17 protein-coding genes and 1 tRNA gene are annotated in these 14847 nt (G+C 59.2%); 5 read left to right on the forward strand and 13 right to left on the reverse strand.

The window, feature by feature from the left end:
* Positions 1 to 10: 10 nt before the first annotated feature.
* From glf to dapA, 7 genes are all read right to left on the reverse strand, one after another.
* On the reverse strand, positions 11 to 1267 hold the full coding sequence (gene glf, locus BLT85_RS10025) for a UDP-galactopyranose mutase (RefSeq protein ID WP_093394043.1): 1257 nt from the start codon (positions 1265 to 1267) through the stop codon (positions 11 to 13).
* On the reverse strand, positions 1255 to 2439 hold the full coding sequence (locus BLT85_RS10030) for a glycosyltransferase family 1 protein (RefSeq protein ID WP_093394046.1): 1185 nt from the start codon (positions 2437 to 2439) through the stop codon (positions 1255 to 1257). Before BLT85_RS10030 ends, glf begins: the two co-directional genes overlap by 13 nt.
* A gap of 371 nt (positions 2440 to 2810) precedes the next feature.
* Positions 2811 to 2900 (reverse strand) — tRNA-Ser (locus BLT85_RS10035).
* A gap of 68 nt (positions 2901 to 2968) precedes the next feature.
* Entirely contained in the window at positions 2969 to 3682 is a 714-nt protein-coding gene (purC, locus tag BLT85_RS10040; RefSeq protein WP_093394048.1) for a phosphoribosylaminoimidazolesuccinocarboxamide synthase, read from the reverse strand.
* The gene (locus BLT85_RS10045; RefSeq protein WP_093394051.1) at positions 3682 to 4479 is read right to left on the reverse strand and encodes an MBL fold metallo-hydrolase; all 798 of its coding nucleotides are present in this window, start codon (positions 4477 to 4479) and stop codon (positions 3682 to 3684) included. The genes purC and BLT85_RS10045 overlap by 1 nt, the downstream gene beginning before the upstream one ends.
* A gap of 17 nt (positions 4480 to 4496) precedes the next feature.
* Positions 4497 to 5600 (reverse strand): outer membrane protein assembly factor BamC, encoded by a 1104-nt coding sequence (bamC, locus tag BLT85_RS10050; RefSeq protein ID WP_157718166.1) that lies wholly within the window; start codon positions 5598 to 5600, stop codon positions 4497 to 4499.
* A gap of 35 nt (positions 5601 to 5635) precedes the next feature.
* Entirely contained in the window at positions 5636 to 6511 is an 876-nt protein-coding gene (dapA, locus tag BLT85_RS10055; protein WP_093394057.1) for a 4-hydroxy-tetrahydrodipicolinate synthase, read from the reverse strand.
* A 195-nt stretch (positions 6512 to 6706) separates the two neighbouring features.
* Between dapA and BLT85_RS10060 the strand changes: the two genes are divergently transcribed.
* Positions 6707 to 7270 carry a glycine cleavage system protein R gene (locus BLT85_RS10060; RefSeq protein ID WP_231701462.1) on the forward strand — a complete coding sequence of 188 codons (564 nt, stop codon included), beginning with the start codon at positions 6707 to 6709 and terminating at the stop codon, positions 7268 to 7270.
* A 16-nt stretch (positions 7271 to 7286) separates the two neighbouring features.
* Entirely contained in the window at positions 7287 to 7754 is a 468-nt protein-coding gene (locus tag BLT85_RS10065) for a peroxiredoxin (RefSeq protein WP_093394062.1), read from the forward strand.
* Positions 7755 to 7775: 21 nt separating this feature from the next.
* On the opposite strand, the gene BLT85_RS10070 is transcribed toward BLT85_RS10065, so the two are convergent.
* Positions 7776 to 8864 (reverse strand): AI-2E family transporter, encoded by a 1089-nt coding sequence (locus tag BLT85_RS10070; RefSeq protein ID WP_093394065.1) that lies wholly within the window; start codon positions 8862 to 8864, stop codon positions 7776 to 7778.
* Positions 8865 to 9113: a sulfurtransferase TusA family protein gene (locus BLT85_RS10075; protein WP_093394068.1), complete on the reverse strand. Its 249-nt coding sequence runs from the start codon at positions 9111 to 9113 to the stop codon at positions 8865 to 8867.
* Between the two features lie 79 nt (positions 9114 to 9192).
* On the opposite strand from BLT85_RS10075, the gene BLT85_RS10080 reads away from it, so the two are divergent.
* Positions 9193 to 10653, forward strand: a complete 1461-nt coding sequence (locus BLT85_RS10080) for a M48 family metalloprotease (protein WP_093394071.1) — start codon at positions 9193 to 9195, stop codon at positions 10651 to 10653.
* Between the two features lie 17 nt (positions 10654 to 10670).
* On the opposite strand, the gene nadA is transcribed toward BLT85_RS10080, so the two are convergent.
* Positions 10671 to 11729 (reverse strand): quinolinate synthase NadA, encoded by a 1059-nt coding sequence (gene nadA / locus BLT85_RS10085; RefSeq protein ID WP_093394073.1) that lies wholly within the window; start codon positions 11727 to 11729, stop codon positions 10671 to 10673.
* Between the two features lie 177 nt (positions 11730 to 11906).
* Here nadA and BLT85_RS10090 point away from each other — a divergent pair, with 177 nt between their 5' ends.
* Entirely contained in the window at positions 11907 to 12542 is a 636-nt protein-coding gene (locus tag BLT85_RS10090) for a Yip1 family protein (protein WP_157718167.1), read from the forward strand.
* 43 nt (positions 12543 to 12585) lie between these two features.
* On the opposite strand, the gene BLT85_RS10095 is transcribed toward BLT85_RS10090, so the two are convergent.
* Positions 12586 to 12774, reverse strand: coding sequence for a con-10 family general stress protein (locus tag BLT85_RS10095; protein ID WP_093394079.1), 189 nt, complete (start codon positions 12772 to 12774; stop codon positions 12586 to 12588).
* Between the two features lie 502 nt (positions 12775 to 13276).
* On the opposite strand from BLT85_RS10095, the gene BLT85_RS10100 reads away from it, so the two are divergent.
* A complete protein-coding gene (locus BLT85_RS10100) occupies positions 13277 to 13885 on the forward strand; it encodes a DUF4142 domain-containing protein (protein ID WP_093394082.1) in 609 nt (202 codons plus the stop codon).
* 108 nt (positions 13886 to 13993) lie between these two features.
* Here BLT85_RS10100 and BLT85_RS10105 read toward each other — a convergent pair whose 3' ends face one another.
* Complete coding sequence (locus tag BLT85_RS10105) at positions 13994 to 14455, reverse strand: PA2169 family four-helix-bundle protein (RefSeq protein WP_093394084.1); 462 nt, start codon at positions 14453 to 14455, stop codon at positions 13994 to 13996.
* A gap of 48 nt (positions 14456 to 14503) precedes the next feature.
* Positions 14504 to 14755 (reverse strand): YgaP-like transmembrane domain, encoded by a 252-nt coding sequence (locus BLT85_RS10110; RefSeq protein WP_093394086.1) that lies wholly within the window; start codon positions 14753 to 14755, stop codon positions 14504 to 14506.
* Between the last annotated feature and the right edge of the window lie 92 nt (positions 14756 to 14847).

The raw sequence follows: 14847 nt of genomic DNA on the forward strand, positions 1-14847 counted from the left end.
TCTCCCCCGGTTACTGTGCCTGCCGCGCAACCTGGCGAGCCTCTTCCGCCCCGGCCCGCTCGCCCTGCGTGTGTGCAGCCCCCTCGATGCGCTTGTAGAGCGCTAACGCCTGGCCTACGACCTGATCCATGTTGTAGTACTTATAGGTCCCGAGCCGACCGAGAAAAGTGACGCCCGGCGTCTCGTCTGCGAGCTTCTGGTAGCGCTTGTATAGTTCAGCGTTTTCCGGCCGTGGGATCGGGTAATAGGGATCCCCCTCGGCAGACGGATATTCGTAGGTGATGCTGGTTCTGGAATGTACCTGACCAGTCAAATGCTTGTATTCGCTGATACGCGTGTAGGGCACATCCTCGGCTGGATAGTTCACTACTGCCACCGGTTGAAAATGCTCCTGCTCCAGGCTCTCGTGCTTGAACTGAAGCGAACGATAGGGCAATTTCCCGAAGCGGTAGTCGAAATATTCGTCGATCGGGCCGGTGAACACCAACTCGCCGAAGTTCACTTCGTTGCGGATCTCGCGGTAGTCGGTATCGGTCAGCACTTTGATATTGGGATGATCCAGCATCCGCTCGAACATCTTGGTATAGCCTTCCCTGGGCATCTGCTGGAAGGTATCGCCGAAGTATCGATCGTCGGTATTGGTGCGTGTAGGAACGCGTGCTGTGACCATCTTGTCGAGCTGTGAAGGATCAAGCCCCCACTGCTTGCGCGTGTAACCCCGGAAGAACTTCTCGTACAGCTCCCGGCCGATCTGGTTGATCACCACATCTTCACTGGTCTGGATGTCATCGACGGGCTCGGCGCGGCTGGCCAGGAAATCGGCTGCCTCCTGCTCGGTCGCCATGTTCAGCCCGTACAGATTGTTCAAGGTGTCACGATTGATGGGGATAGGCAGAAGCTGGCCATCCACCTGAGCCAGCACACGGTGTTCATAGGGCCGCCAATCAGTGAAACGCGACAGGTAATCAACGATTCGCTGCGAATTGGTGTGGAAAATATGCGGGCCGTAGCGGTGAATGAGCACGCCTGCATCGTCGTAGTAATCAAAAGCGTTGCCACCGATATGCGGACGACGGTCGACCACCAGGATAGTCTTGTTCGACCCCGCAGCAAGACGTTCGGCCAGGACACTACCAGCGAACCCAGCGCCAACGATCAGATAATCGAACCGATGGTTGCGCAAGTCCTCGCCCTGCAATGCACTCACCGACGTTCCGCTGCTCCCGGGCGTCCGGTGAGAGTTGGGGCTTCGTGTCACATTGCGCATGAGATCTTCTCCTTCATCAGGGTCCAGGTATGGTCCCAGGACATCTCGCCCAGGATCTGGTCAGCGGTTTCAAGCAGGCGTTCACGGTCAGCTGCATCGTCGAGGGAGGCTTCCACCGCCTCGACGAATGCCTGGGTGGTATCGGCGATACGCACGATGCCGGTGTCGCCATAGGTCCGGACGACATCGCGGATCGGGGTGGAGACCACCGGGCAGCCGCCTGCGAGATATTCGGGTGTCTTGGTCGGGCTGATGAAACGGGTCGACTCGTTCATCGCGAAAGGCATGATCGCCACGTCCCAGCCGCCAAGGTAGGACGGGAGTTCGTCGTACGTCTTGGCGCCGAGGTAATGAATGTTGTTGCGACGCGGAAGGTCGGCAGGATCGATCTTGACCACCGGACCGACCAAAACGAATTGCCAATCCGGCCGCAGCTCCGCCACCGAACCGACCAGTTCGATATCGAACCGCTCATCGATGACGCCGTAGAAGCCCAGGCGCGGACGCCCGATGGCGGCTTGATCTTCAGGATCGGCGCGGCGATCACGTGCCGAGGCAAAATGCTCGACATCTACGCTGCTCGGAAACGGGTGCGCATTGTCGTGCAGCTCCCGCTTGGCTTCCCACAGACTGTATCCCCCGGTAAACACCAGGTCGGCGCGCTCGAGCAACTGCTTTTCGCGCTCGATCAGCTCGGGAGGCGCTCCGCGAAACGCTGACAATTCGTCCATGCAATCGTAGATGACGACCCGGGGCTTGAGATGTTCGGCATAGGACAAGGCCATTGGCGTGTAGAACCACAGCAGCAGGTCCTTCACTTCGAGGCGGTCCAGATAACCGTCAACCAACCCTTTTTGCACGCGTTCTGCCGCTTCGCCGGTACAGCCGTCTGGAAGGCGGGGGATCAGAACCTGCACGTCGTTCTCGGCAGGTCTGACTTCCAGCCAGGGTTGGTCAGCTTCGGTGGCAATGGGCTCTTCCAGGAACAGGACGTTGAAGTCGCGAGCGAAGCGGGTCATCAAATGTTGAGGACGCTGGTAAACAAAGCTCCAGCGCAAATGTGAAAGGCACAGCAGCGTGGGCACCTTCGGGTCGAAGACAACTTCCGCAGGTGTGGCTTCGGCGTCGCGCGACTTGCCGATGTCGTATTGGTAGGGACCAGCCCAGCTCATCAGAGAACCTCGGTGTACGGCTAGTCGTGGCCCGAGGTCCTTTTCAGCACACGCTAGCTAGCGTCAAGCGCAGCCTTGCGCAGCGGTTTAGTGCGGCACACTGGCGCACCCTGCGGAGAATTGACGATGAAGGCATGCCTGAGTTCCCGGCATCCGATGAGCGTCCAGCGCTGCGGTAGGGGCAGAAAGAAGATTTAACCCTCAACGAGCGGTAAGGGGCAGATCGCGCTCATCAAAGTGGATATGGGGTATTTTGCCGCATGAGGTGGAAGGATCGGCGGAGAGCTGAGGGGGAGTCGTCTTTGGAAGTACTGTTTCACACTGTGTCGACGCACAAAAAAGCCCAGCATTCGCTGGGCTTTTTTGTTTATTGGCGGAGAGACAGGGATTCGAACCCTGGGAACAGTTGCCTGTTCAACGGATTTCGAATCCGTCCCGTTCGACCACTCCGGCATCTCTCCAAGTCGGCGCGCATCATAGCAGCAAGCAGGATGCGACGAAAGTGTTTCAGGACTGTTCCGGCCCCCTGCTAAGGCAGCTCGACCCCCAACCGGTGGGCGACTTCTTCGTAGGCTTCGATGACCCCGCCGAGCCCCTGGCGGAACCGGTCCTTGTCCATTTTCTTGCGGGTTTCCTTATCCCACAGACGGCAGCCGTCGGGGCTGAATTCGTCGCCCAGCACAATCTCTCCCTTGAACAGGCCGAACTCGAGCTTGAAGTCCACCAGCAACAGCCCGGCCTGATCGAACAACTCGTTCAGTATGCGGTTGACCTGCAAGGTCAGCTCGCGCATCCGGCCAAGCTGCTCGGCGGTGGCCCAGCCGAAGGTGACTACGTGCGAATCATTGATGAACGGGTCGCCCATCGCGTCATTCTTGAGGAACAGCTCGAACGTCGGCGGATTCAGCGTGCACCCTTCCTCGATACCCAGTCGGCGCACCAGGCTGCCCGCGGCGTAATTGCGCACCACGCATTCGACCGGGATCATCTCCAGCTTCCTGACCAGACACTCGGTGTCCGACAGCAAGGTGTCGAACTGAGTCGGGACGCCAGCGGCCTCGAGCTTCTGCATGATGAAGGCATTGAAGCGGTTGTTCACCATGCCCTTGCGGTCGAGCTGCTCGATCTTCTTGCCGTCGAAGGCGGAAGTATCGTTGCGAAACAGCAGAATCAGGCGGTCCGGGTCGTCGGTGGTATACACCGACTTGGCCTTGCCACGGTACAGTTCTGTGCGTTTTTCCATCATCGGCTCCCGGTGTCCGCGAAATGGTAAGTAGGTAAAGCGCTGATGTCCTGCCAGGGCAGACCCTGGTCCTGCACGGCCAGTAACAACTGGCCGTCCCAATCCTGCAAAGTACTAGCTAGCTCGCCAAGCGCCAGGTCGGGACGATTGTTCTTCTCGCTGATGTGGGCGATGGTCACGTGACGTAGCTTGCTGCGATCGACAGCGGCCAGCATGGCCGCTGCCTGCTGGTTGCTCAAATGCCCGAGCGCCCCGCCAACCCGCGCTTGCAGACGCGGCGGGTACGGACCGTTTGCCAGCATATGCGGATCGTAGTTGGCCTCGAGGAACAATGCGTCCAACTGCCTGTAACGCTGGATGATCCACGGCGTAATGGTGCCCGTATCGGTCAACACGCCCAGCCGACAGTCACCATCATCGAATATGAACTGACACGGCTCGCGCGCGTCATGCGGCACGGCGACCGGGGTCACCTCTATCTCGCCTATGCTGAAACAACGGTCCAGCTCGATGGGCTGGAACGCCAGGTCCGCATTGCGCATGCCGTGAAAGGTGCCGGGGGTCATGAATACGGGCAGCCCGTAGCGGCGCGCGAGCCGTTCGACGCCCTGCACATGGTCGGAATGCTCGTGGGTGACCAGAATCGCTGTCAGCTGCCTGGCACTCAGCCCCAGGGCCGCCAGCCGCTGTTCAGTAGTGCGCAAGCTGAATCCGCAATCGACCAGCAGCCTGGTTCGGCCCGACTCGACGAGCGTGGCGTTGCCGCGGCTTCCGCTTCCCAGAGAACAATAGCGCACCGCCGCGACCGCCCTCCTCAGCTCAGGTTGTCGCGAATGCGCGTCAACAGGTCACGAGACAACTCAGCGTCAGCGGCAGTCTCGATGCCCTGGTCCACGGTGACCTGAATTTCGTCGCCGATTTCGGTCAGGCGCACCTGGATCCGCGGCTCTGACTGCTCATCATCGGTCTGGTCGCGGCGGAACAGCCGTGAGAAGAAACCCCGGCTCTCTCGCTCGCTGACCGTTTGCGACAGATCGACGTAATAGACGCCAGCGCTACGGTTTAGATCGCTGACCACGACTTCGGAGCGCTCAAGCGCGTTACCCACAGCAGCCCAGGCACGGTTGAAGTCGACTGACATGCGCAGCACCGGATTACCGGCGCCGTCGCGTACCAGCTCGCTGCGTTGCGCGATGGGAATGCGCGAAGCGGCCAGCGAGGCGACATCGCTATCACCGCTCTGATTGAGATAGGTCTCCAGTTCCGCAAGCGCTGCGCTTTCCACCTTCGGATCATGCGAGCGTTCCGGCCATTCCGATAAATCGCCCCCTTCGCTCCGCGCCATCTGCAGGACATGCACTTCGCTGGTACCTGAGCGTACGCCAGGTTCAATGCGGATACGCAGCCGCTGCTCCTGACCGTCGGTGCGGCGACCTTCGCTCACAGCGGGAATCAGTCGGCGTACGAGCGGATTGGCATTCTGTCGCTCGAACGAGAGCCACTCGGTCTCGATCTCGCCCAGGTCAGCGGCTTCACGCGCCGGCTCGATCTGGTAGTCGGTGAGAAACTGTTGAGTCAGTGCCCAGGTCTCGGCGGGAGAACGCTGCGCCTGGAGCCAACGGCGTGAGCCATCCTGCTGCACGGAGAAGTCCTGGCCACCCGCGCTTACCTGCATTGGTTGCGGACGAGGCGTTTCAAACTTGCCGGACCGCGCCTCCACTTGCCCCGGTACGGGCAGCAGATCGCCTATCGGTTTGCTATCGACGCCGTCGGGAATATCCATCCGAGGCTCGACCGTTGCCAACTGATAGTCGGAGCCGCGATCACGAAAGTAACCGTCTTCACCAAAAACATAACCGCAGCCACCAAGACTGGCAGCCATTACGCCTATTGCCAGCGGACCCAACACTGCCTTCATCTTGTTTTCCTTGCTCGATACGTGGCGTAGTTCATTCATAGCAGGCCGCATTGACGCAGCGCTTCGCGGACGGGTTCATGGCAGCGCGCGCTCAAGGGAGTGAGTGGCAGGCGCAAGCCCTCCCCGACCAGACCCATTTCGTGCAGGGCCCATTTGACCGGAATCGGGTTCGATTCGATGAACAGCATCTTGTGTAATACCATCAGCTTTTCATTGAGCTGCCGCGCAGTATCGGCGTCGCCGGCCAACGCAGCGGCGCAAAGCTCATGCATTTCCCGCGGCGCCACGTTGGCGGTCACCGAGATGTTGCCCTTGCCGCCCAAAAGGATGAGCTCGGCAGCGGTGGCATCATCACCCGAGTAAACGCTGATGCGGTCGGCCACGCGGTCGATCAGTTCCCGTGCACGCTGAAGGTCTCCGGTCGCTTCCTTGATCCCGACGATGTTCGGGATCCCTGCCAGGCGGTCAACCGTTTCGGGGAGCATGTCGCAAGCGGTACGGCCGGGGACGTTATAAAGGATCTGGGGAATCGCGACGGCTTCGGCTATATACCGATGGTGCTGATACAAACCTTCCTGCGTCGGCTTGTTGTAATACGGGGTGACCAGCAGACAGGCATCGGCCCGCACACTTCGCGCCGCTTCGGTGAGCTCGACCGCCTCACGGGTGGAGTTGGCGCCCGTGCCGGCGATCACCGGGATACGCCCGGCAACCTGCTCGACCACGCGGCGGATCGCTTCCTTGTGCTCGGTCATGTCGAGCGTCGCGGACTCGCCGGTGGTGCCCACCGCAACGATGCCGTCGGTACCTTGTTCAAGATGGAAATCGATCAGGCGCTCGAGCGCTACCCAGTCCAGGCCGCCTCGGGAATCCATGGGTGTAACCAGCGCCACCAGGCTGCCTGAAATCATGCAACTGCTCCACTTGAAACGTTAATCGGCAATGGTACTTTCGCGCCGCCAGCAGCACAAGGAGCGGACCCGGCAAAGCCGGTAAATAGCGGGCTCCGAAGCGGAGGTTGAACCGCCGACCCGTGACGGGGGACAATAGGCGCCAACAGCCGGCGAAGCGACGCTTTCACCGGCATCCGAACGCCATTTCCGAGGATGATCATGTCGCAACCTGCCGGCCAGAAGGACCAATTCCTGGTGATCACCGCCATGGGCCAGGAAACTACGGCGCTTGCCACCCTGCTCACACGGCTGTGCATGGAACAACGTTGCCTGATCGTCAGCAGCCGGATGAGTCGCCATGGCACCTCTACCGCCCTGGTACTGCAAGTCAGTGGCAACTGGGATGCACTGGCCCGGCTGGAGAGCCTGCTGCCTGCGCTGGCACGCCGCGAGCACTTCACGCTGTCGATGAGCCGCAGCCAGAGCCTGGACGAAAGACCTCAGGCGCTGCCGTACAACGTATTCGTGACAGCAGCCCAGAGACCGGAGCTGATTGCCGAGCTATGCCTGTTCTTCCAGCAACTGGGCATCGACATCGAAGAGATGTTCAGCTTCACCTACCAGGCGCAGCACACCGGCACCCCCATGCTCAACCTGACGCTCACCATCGCCATTCCAGGCAAGATGCAGCTGAGCTGGCTGCGCGAGCAGTTCCTGGACTTCTGCGACGAGCTCAACCTGGACGCAGTCATCGAACCCTGGCGCCCCCTCCACTGATCACGAGACGCAAGACATGAGCATCGAACTGGGCAGCACCGTACCGAATTTTACCGCGCAGGCTACCAGCGGGCAGACGATCAACCTTGCCGAGCTGGCCGGGAAGCAGGTCGTCCTGTACTTCTACCCGAAAGACAACACGCCCGGTTGCACCACCGAGGGGCAGGCGTTTCGAGACCTGTACAGGGAGTTCGAGGACGCGGGCGCGCTGGTATTCGGGGTATCAAAGGATAGCCTTCGTACCCATGAGAACTTCAAGCAGAAGCAGGCGTTTCCGTTCGAGCTGATCAGCGATAGCGATGAGAGCCTGTGTCGCCTGTTCGACGTGATTCGACTGAAGCAGATGTACGGGAAGCAATACGAAGGTATCGAGCGCAGCACTTTCGTGATCGACGCTCAGGGCGTGCTGCGGCATGAATGGCGCAAGGTCAAGGTTCCGGGTCATGTCGACCAGGTACTCGAGGCGGTTCGAGCGTTAGCCTGAACCGCCCTGCCCGAGGCGAGATCAGCTGGCTTCGATTTCCTGCGGGATTTCGATGTCAGCCTCCACGCCTCGCGGCCATGCATAGAGCACTGCCTTGAATAGCGTCGCCAGCGGAATAGCGAAAAATACCCCCCAGAAGCCCCACAGGCCACCGAAAATCAGCACAGCGGCAATGATCGCCACAGGATGCAGATTCACAGCTTCCGAGAACAGGATCGGCACCAGCACATTCCCATCCAGAGCCTGAATCACCGCGTACACAATCATCAGCACCATGAACTCGTTGCCCAGCCCCCACTGGAAGATCCCGATGAGCGCGACGGGAATGGTCGCTACGGTCGCGCCGATATAGGGCACCAGTACCGAAATTCCCACGATGACCGCAAGCAGCGCAGCATAGTTGACCTTGAGAACCGCAAAACAGATATAACTCACGGTCCCGACGATGACGATTTCGAGCACCTTCCCGCGTATGTAGTTGGCGATTTGCTGGTTCATCTCGGTGGCGATGTTGTTCATCAGCCGGCGCTCGCGGGGCAGTCTCGCCTTGAGCCATTCGGATATCTGTTGGTTATCCATGAGGAAGAAAAACACCAGGATGGGCACCAGAATCAGGTAAACCAGAATGGTCAGAAGCATCGGAACGCTGGCCAGGCTCTGTGACAGCAACCATTGCCCGAACAGGCCGAGCTCCCCGCTCGCAGTTTGAATCACCCTCTCGACCTGATCCTCGGAAACAAACGTCGGATAGCGCTCGGGCAGGTGCATGAGCAGCGCCCGCCATTCGATGAACATGCGCGGCAGTTCGTTGAACAGCGTGAACATCTGTTTCCAGACCAGTGGAATGATCACTCCGATCAGCGCCCCCAGCGCACCGAGAAACAGCAGGAATACGATCCATACCGACAACTTGTGCGGAACCTGCCACTGCCGAAGCCGGGTGACCAGACCTTGCAGGAGGTAGGCCAGGACAAGGCCGGTCAGGAGCGGTGCGATTCGGTCGCCGAAACTGATGACGATGGCGAAACCGAGCAAAAGCAGGACAGCCAGAACGACTGCTTCTTCGTCAGAGAAATATCGGTGAATCCAGTTCTGAAAAATTCGTAGCATTTAGTTTTTACGCAGCCAGTAATGATATTCACCTGCCGCCTGCTCGGAGCGGAGCAAGGCATGGCCCGACAACTCGGCAAAACGTTGAAAGTCCCGCTCTGACCCCGCATCGGTCGCGCTGACCTTCAACACCTGCCCGGACCGCATCGCATTGAGCGCAAGCTTGGTCTTCAGCAACGGCATCGGGCATGCCAGGCCGCGCGCATCGAGGTACTCGTCGACCTGCGCAATTTCTGTTTCAACTACCATTTGCAGACTCCTGAAAGGTGCCTCAGTATAACCCTGCCGCTCTCGGGGCGGATATCCGTATTGCATAGGTCAAGACCCCATGCTAGGCAAGAAAGCCGTGCTGGCAGCCACGCTCAAGCTGCTTTTGGTACCGGCGCTTTTCACCCTGTCGCCACCCGGGTTCAGCGCCGAATCGGACCTGCCCTCGCTTGGCGACACCAGTTCGTCATTCATGTCGCAGGAACAGGAATATCAGCTCGGCCGGGCCTGGCTGTCGATGCTGCGCGGCGCGGTCAAAACACTGGATGATCCGATTCTCAAGGACTTCGTCGAGCAGCGAGTGCTCAAGCTTGCCGAGACCAGCCAGCTCGCGGATAAACGTCTCACCTTTGTAGCCATCGACAGCCCCCAGCTGAATGCGTTCGCCGCGCCGGGCGGCGTGATCGGCGTCAATGGCGGTCTCTTTCTGCATGCACAGAGCGAGGCAGAGTTCGCTTCGGTAATGGCGCACGAACTTGCGCACTTGTCGCAGCGACACTTCGCCCGGAATCTGGAAGCCCAACAGCGGATGCGCATCCCTGTCATGACCGCTATGCTCGCCAGTGTGATTCTCGCCGCGGCTGGCGGAGGCGACGCGGGCTTCGCCGCGATGGCCTCGACGCAGGCAGCCGCGATCCAGGAACAACGCCGTTTCTCCCGTCAGAACGAACTGGAAGCTGATCGGCTTGGCCTTCTCAATCTTCAGCAGGCAGGTTATGACCCGCAGGCCATGCCTGCCATGTTCGAGCGCCTGGCGCGGCTCAGCCAGTTCGACCGCAACCCGCCGGAGTTTCTGCTCACCCACCCGGTAAGCCAGACGCGGATCGCCGATTCCAAGAACCGCGCCGCGCAAATCAGCGCCGATGGCACGCGCGACAGCGTCAACTACCAGATGATCCGGGCGCGCGTCCAACTGCACTACGAACAGAGTCCCGGGCTCGCGGCGCGCCGTTTCCGGACGTTACTCGACGAACATTCCGGCGATCACGCGGCGGCGCGCTACGGACTCGCCTTGGCATTGACCCGGGGCGGTCAGCTGGACGAAGCTGGCGAGGCACTGCAGCCGCTTCTCGCCGAGCGCAGTAAGAACATCGCGATAAACCTTGCGCAGGTAGAGCTGGACGTGGCTCGCGGACGCTACGCTTCGGCACTCGAGCGCATCGAAGAACTGCTCAGAGTCAACCCGGAGAACTACCCGTTACTCGAAGCCAAGGCAGATACTCTTTTGCGTGCACGGCGGTATGAGGAATCACAAGCCGTTTATGACGCACTGGCTCGCCAGCGGCCGGAGGACGCCGATGTCTGGTACATGGTTGCTGAAGTGCGCGGTCTTGCCGGCGACATTCTCGGCGTACATACCGCACGGGCCGAATACTTCATGCTCGCCGGCGACCTCGATCAGGCCGCTCAACAGCTGGAGCTGGCGGCGAAGCGTGCCGAAGGTAATTTCGTGAAGAGCTCAAGAATCGCCGCGCGCCAGGAAGAGCTGGCGCGCAAGCGGAAGCTGCTGGAAAGCCTGTAACCCGGCCCGCCAGCGCATCAGGCGTTGCCGGCTACCGCCAGATTCGCATTCCGGGTAAACGACAACATACGGTCCAACGGCTTGACAGCGCGTGGGATAAGCTCCGGCGGAACGATGATCTCGTCGGTACCTTGCTCCAGCGCTTGCAGCACCCTCGGCAAGGTATTCATGGCCATCCACGGGCAGTGAGCGCAACTGCGGCATGTTGCGCCGTTGCCAGCGGTAGGCGCTTCGATGAGCCGTCGATCCGGCGCAGCCTGCTGCATCTTGTAGAAAATCCCGCGGTCGGTCGCGACGATGAAGGTTGGATTGGGCAGCGTCTGCGTCGCACGAATGAGCTGGCTGGTCGAGCCGACCACGTCCGCCAGTTCGACAACCGATGCTGGCGATTCCGGATGCACCAGCACCGCGGCATCGGGATACACCTCCTTGAGATCCAGCAGCGATTTGGCCTTGAACTCTTCGTGGACGATGCACGATCCCTGCCATAAGAGCATGTCTGCACCGGTCTGCTTCTGGATATAGCCACCCAGATGCTGATCCGGTGCCCAGATGATCTTTTCGCCGCGGTCCATCAGATGCTCGACGATGCCAAGGGCGCAGCTCGACGTGACGACCCAGTCGGCGCGAGCCTTCACGGCTGCCGACGTATTGGCATAGACGACGACGGTACGGTCAGGGTGCTGATCGCAGAACGCTGAGAATTCGTCGATTGGGCAGCCGATATCCAGCGAGCAGGTCGCTTCCTGGGTTGGCATGAGGATGCGCTTTTCCGGGCTCAGGATCTTCGCAGTTTCGCCCATGAAGCGCACTCCGGCGACGATGAGCGTCGAGGCCGGATGCTCCTTGCCGAAACGCGCCATTTCCAGCGAATCGGACACGCACCCGCCGGTCTCCTCGGCCAGCGCCTGGATCATCGGATCAGTGTAATAGTGAGCGACGAGCGCCGCGTCCCGCTCCTTGAGACTCGCGGCGATGCGGGCGCAATAGTCGGCCTGCTCTGCTTCGCTCAGCACCGGCGGCTGCTTTGCCGCCAGATGGGCCTGTACAAGTACACGCTCGGGAATCTGAGACATTGATCGAACCATAGAGGGGGATGAGCGCGCATTGTATCACGACGCGCAGCGCATCAATCGCCAGCGCCCCTCTCGCGACAACCCGACGCGGATGCCTACATGAACTTACCTTCCGTCGGGCCAGTCAAGAGAGGTATGGCGAACTTCTCATTTCGCAACGGACCCAAGGAGCTTGAGATGCTAAAAGACGTGCCTGGAGTGCTGTTTTCCCCCGCAACTGGATGGAGCCGGCTGCGCGATCATGCTGATGCGCATCCTTGGAGCTTTGTCCCGGTTCTGCTGTTGTTCAGTCTGATTCCTGCCATCTGTATTTACATTGGCACGGCCCATGTGGGCTGGGAGCTGTTCGGAAGCCAGGACACTCATCTGCTGACGAACTCCAGTGCTCTCACGCTAGCTATTCTGGTTTATGTAGGCTTTGTTTTCGGCGTTGGAGTCATGGGACTCATCACCCGGTGGGTGCTATTTCGGACGCCAGGCCGCCCGACGCTTGCCAGAGGGATGGCATTCATTACTTTCGTATCGCTTCCGCTGATGCTCGGGGGAATCGTTGGGGCGTTTCCGTATCGACTGCTGATCGTCGGGGGCGCTTTCGTCACCACCGCGTGGGCCATTGTTCTTTTGTTCAAGGGGTTGCCCGCTTTCATGCACCTCAAGCGCACCGACGAAACTCGCTTCTATGCCGCCTGCATCGTAGCGGTCGGCTTCCTGGTGGTAGTGAGCAACGCGTTCATCTTTCAACATATGTGGAGAGCTGCGCAAACCGATGCAAGCTACATCGGCAGTCAGGAAGCGGAGCAGGGACTGGAGTAAACCGGGAACCTGTAGCGGAAGCGTCCTGCTTCCGCTATTTCATTCACTGACCAGACTGACTACCGCTACGTCCGCTCTGACTGTTTTGACCGCCCTTGCGGCCGGCTTCAGACGCGCGCTCGGGATCATTCTTGAAGTTGCCTCCACTCTGCTGCCCACCTTTGCGCCCCGCCTCTGCCGCACGCTCCCGATCTTCTGCGAAGTTACCTTTACCACCTTGATGTTGAGCCATGTTCAAAATCCTCTGATGTTCAGGTTGTCGAGCGCAACGGAAGCGCTCACATGTTTTGAAGCGTATATGCAGTGAAACGTTCGCGGACGATTTAGAGATATTCCGACTGAAAAAATGCGGCGCAATAACTAACTCTGCGCACTGGCGACAAACAACAATCATTGACGAATCAATATCATATCAACGAGACATTGCAATCGACGTCGTTGCAAGTCCGCCGGTCGGAGAACGATCTTCCAGTCGTGTCCGATTTCGCAATTTCGCATCTCGAACTTTTAACCCCAGGGCCACTCAAAATAACTGAGTGGGTGACTCTGCTCGCACAGCCTGAAGAAGGCGAAGGAACTTCTTTCGCCTATGCCTTACCCAGGCACTCTTCCATGGCTTTGTACTCGTTCAGCACGATTACACCCAAGAGTCGAACAGACAGAGACCACCGAGCGTATCGAAATGGCGCCGACCTCAAGTCTGAAAACGCTCATTACCAGATAAGGAATGAATTATGAAGACAGCACATATGTTCAAAACCGGAGCACTTGCCGTCGCAATGTCTTTCGCCGCCAGCTCGGCCTGGGCAATGGAAGCAGAAGAATTCGTAGACAGCGCTGCTGAAAAGGGCTTCGCTGAAATTGAGACCTCCAAACTGGCGCTTGAGCGGGGTCAGGCTGAAGAAGTGAACCAGTTCGCCCAGAAGATGATTGAAGATCATCGTTCTACCAATGAAGAGCTGAAGGAGATGGCTCAGAAGAAAAACATCGAGTTTCCTGATGACGCCACGCTGATGGATCGCGGCAAGGCGATGATTCTCCAGTTGCGCGAAGGTGAGAATTTCGACCAGGCTTATGCCAATAATCAGGTCGTAGCGCACGAGCAGACCATCGAGATCTACGAACAGGCATCACAGGAGCTGCAAGACGAAGAGCTCAAGAAGTGGGCTTCCGATCAGCTGGGCATGCTGCGAGATCACTACGGCGAAGCCAAGCAGTTGCAGACCCAGACCGGCGCAGAAGACGGGGGCAACAACAACTCCGGAAACGGCGGTAGCGGTTCGAACACTGGCATGAACAACACCAGCGGTGGTTCTGGCCAGGGCAACACCGGCGGCAACTAATCCGCTGTAGAAGAAAAAGGGCGCTTCGGCGCCCTTTTTCATGGCTAATTTTCAGCCAAAGAAAAAGGCAGCCAAGCTGCCCTTTTCTCTCGCGGAACGACTATGCCGTCAGCTCTTGGCACGCTCGGAATCGCGCAACGCCTTGACCTGATCATGGTTACGCAGCACGCCGTCATACTGGCGCTGAACCACAGCACGGATCTCCGGTGGCAAATCCTTTTCAAGCGCTTGCTTGTAGTTCTTCTTGGCCACGTCTTCGCCGCGCTCGCATTCGCTCAACACCGCTTCGTCACTTTTGCCAGTGACGGCTGCCTTGATGTCGACCCAGCGACGATGCATATCGCCACTCATGCTGGTGCTATCTTCCGGATCACCCCCGAGCTGGACAACGATCGCCTGCAACTCTGCAGCGGCCTTCGCACACTCTTGAGCCCGCGAGGTGAAGAGGCTCTTCAGGTCCTGGCGTTGGATGTCTTCGGCGCAATCCTTGAACCCGGCTTCGCCGTCCTTGCTCGTTTCGATGAGATTGTTCAGCGTAGAGATGACGTCTTTAACGTTGTCTGCAGCCATTGGTTATTCTCCTGGTCTGGTGGAAGTCGTACGTCGCGCAGGCGCTGTTCAGGCCTTGCGCTGTTGCAGCTTTTGCTTCATTTCGCAATGGCCGGTCGAACCGCGCATAAGCGCTGCCGCACCCATCGCCATGCTGGCGAGGCCGAAAATCCCACCTCGACGCATACCACGGAAAACCAACAGAGCCCCGCCGGCAAGCGAAGCAGCACGCTCCATTCCCTGCACGTTGTTCGGGCCGTTGACCACGGACTTGATTTTGTCGAGCGGATTGCCGCCCTGGGAAGACTGTACTTGATTCATATGTGTACCTCTTGTTCGTCGGATTGAAAACTCGACGGCTCCTTCGTCTACTCAAGTGACAGGTCACTTAAGTAGAGGTTCAGGAGTCGACA

It is taken from the genome of Halopseudomonas xinjiangensis, from assembly GCF_900104945.1.
Lineage (GTDB): Bacteria > Pseudomonadota > Gammaproteobacteria > Pseudomonadales > Pseudomonadaceae > Halopseudomonas > Halopseudomonas xinjiangensis.

Coding starts and splice junctions, on each gene's coding strand:
- glf (WP_093394043.1), bottom strand. CDS start 1,267: ATGCGCAATGTGACACGAAGCCCCAACTCTCACCGGACGCCCGGGAGC.
- BLT85_RS10030 (WP_093394046.1), bottom strand. CDS start 2,439: ATGAGCTGGGCTGGTCCCTACCAATACGACATCGGCAAGTCGCGCGAC.
- purC (WP_093394048.1), bottom strand. CDS start 3,682: ATGGAAAAACGCACAGAACTGTACCGTGGCAAGGCCAAGTCGGTGTAT.
- bamC (WP_157718166.1), bottom strand. CDS start 5,600: ATGAAGGCAGTGTTGGGTCCGCTGGCAATAGGCGTAATGGCTGCCAGT.
- dapA (WP_093394057.1), bottom strand. CDS start 6,511: ATGATTTCAGGCAGCCTGGTGGCGCTGGTTACACCCATGGATTCCCGA.
- BLT85_RS10060 (WP_231701462.1), top strand. CDS start 6,707: ATGATCATGTCGCAACCTGCCGGCCAGAAGGACCAATTCCTGGTGATC.
- BLT85_RS10065 (WP_093394062.1), top strand. CDS start 7,287: ATGAGCATCGAACTGGGCAGCACCGTACCGAATTTTACCGCGCAGGCT.
- BLT85_RS10070 (WP_093394065.1), bottom strand. CDS start 8,864: ATGCTACGAATTTTTCAGAACTGGATTCACCGATATTTCTCTGACGAA.
- BLT85_RS10075 (WP_093394068.1), bottom strand. CDS start 9,113: ATGGTAGTTGAAACAGAAATTGCGCAGGTCGACGAGTACCTCGATGCG.
- BLT85_RS10080 (WP_093394071.1), top strand. CDS start 9,193: ATGCTAGGCAAGAAAGCCGTGCTGGCAGCCACGCTCAAGCTGCTTTTG.
- nadA (WP_093394073.1), bottom strand. CDS start 11,729: ATGTCTCAGATTCCCGAGCGTGTACTTGTACAGGCCCATCTGGCGGCA.
- BLT85_RS10090 (WP_157718167.1), top strand. CDS start 11,907: ATGCTAAAAGACGTGCCTGGAGTGCTGTTTTCCCCCGCAACTGGATGG.
- BLT85_RS10095 (WP_093394079.1), bottom strand. CDS start 12,774: ATGGCTCAACATCAAGGTGGTAAAGGTAACTTCGCAGAAGATCGGGAG.
- BLT85_RS10100 (WP_093394082.1), top strand. CDS start 13,277: ATGAAGACAGCACATATGTTCAAAACCGGAGCACTTGCCGTCGCAATG.
- BLT85_RS10105 (WP_093394084.1), bottom strand. CDS start 14,455: ATGGCTGCAGACAACGTTAAAGACGTCATCTCTACGCTGAACAATCTC.
- BLT85_RS10110 (WP_093394086.1), bottom strand. CDS start 14,755: ATGAATCAAGTACAGTCTTCCCAGGGCGGCAATCCGCTCGACAAAATC.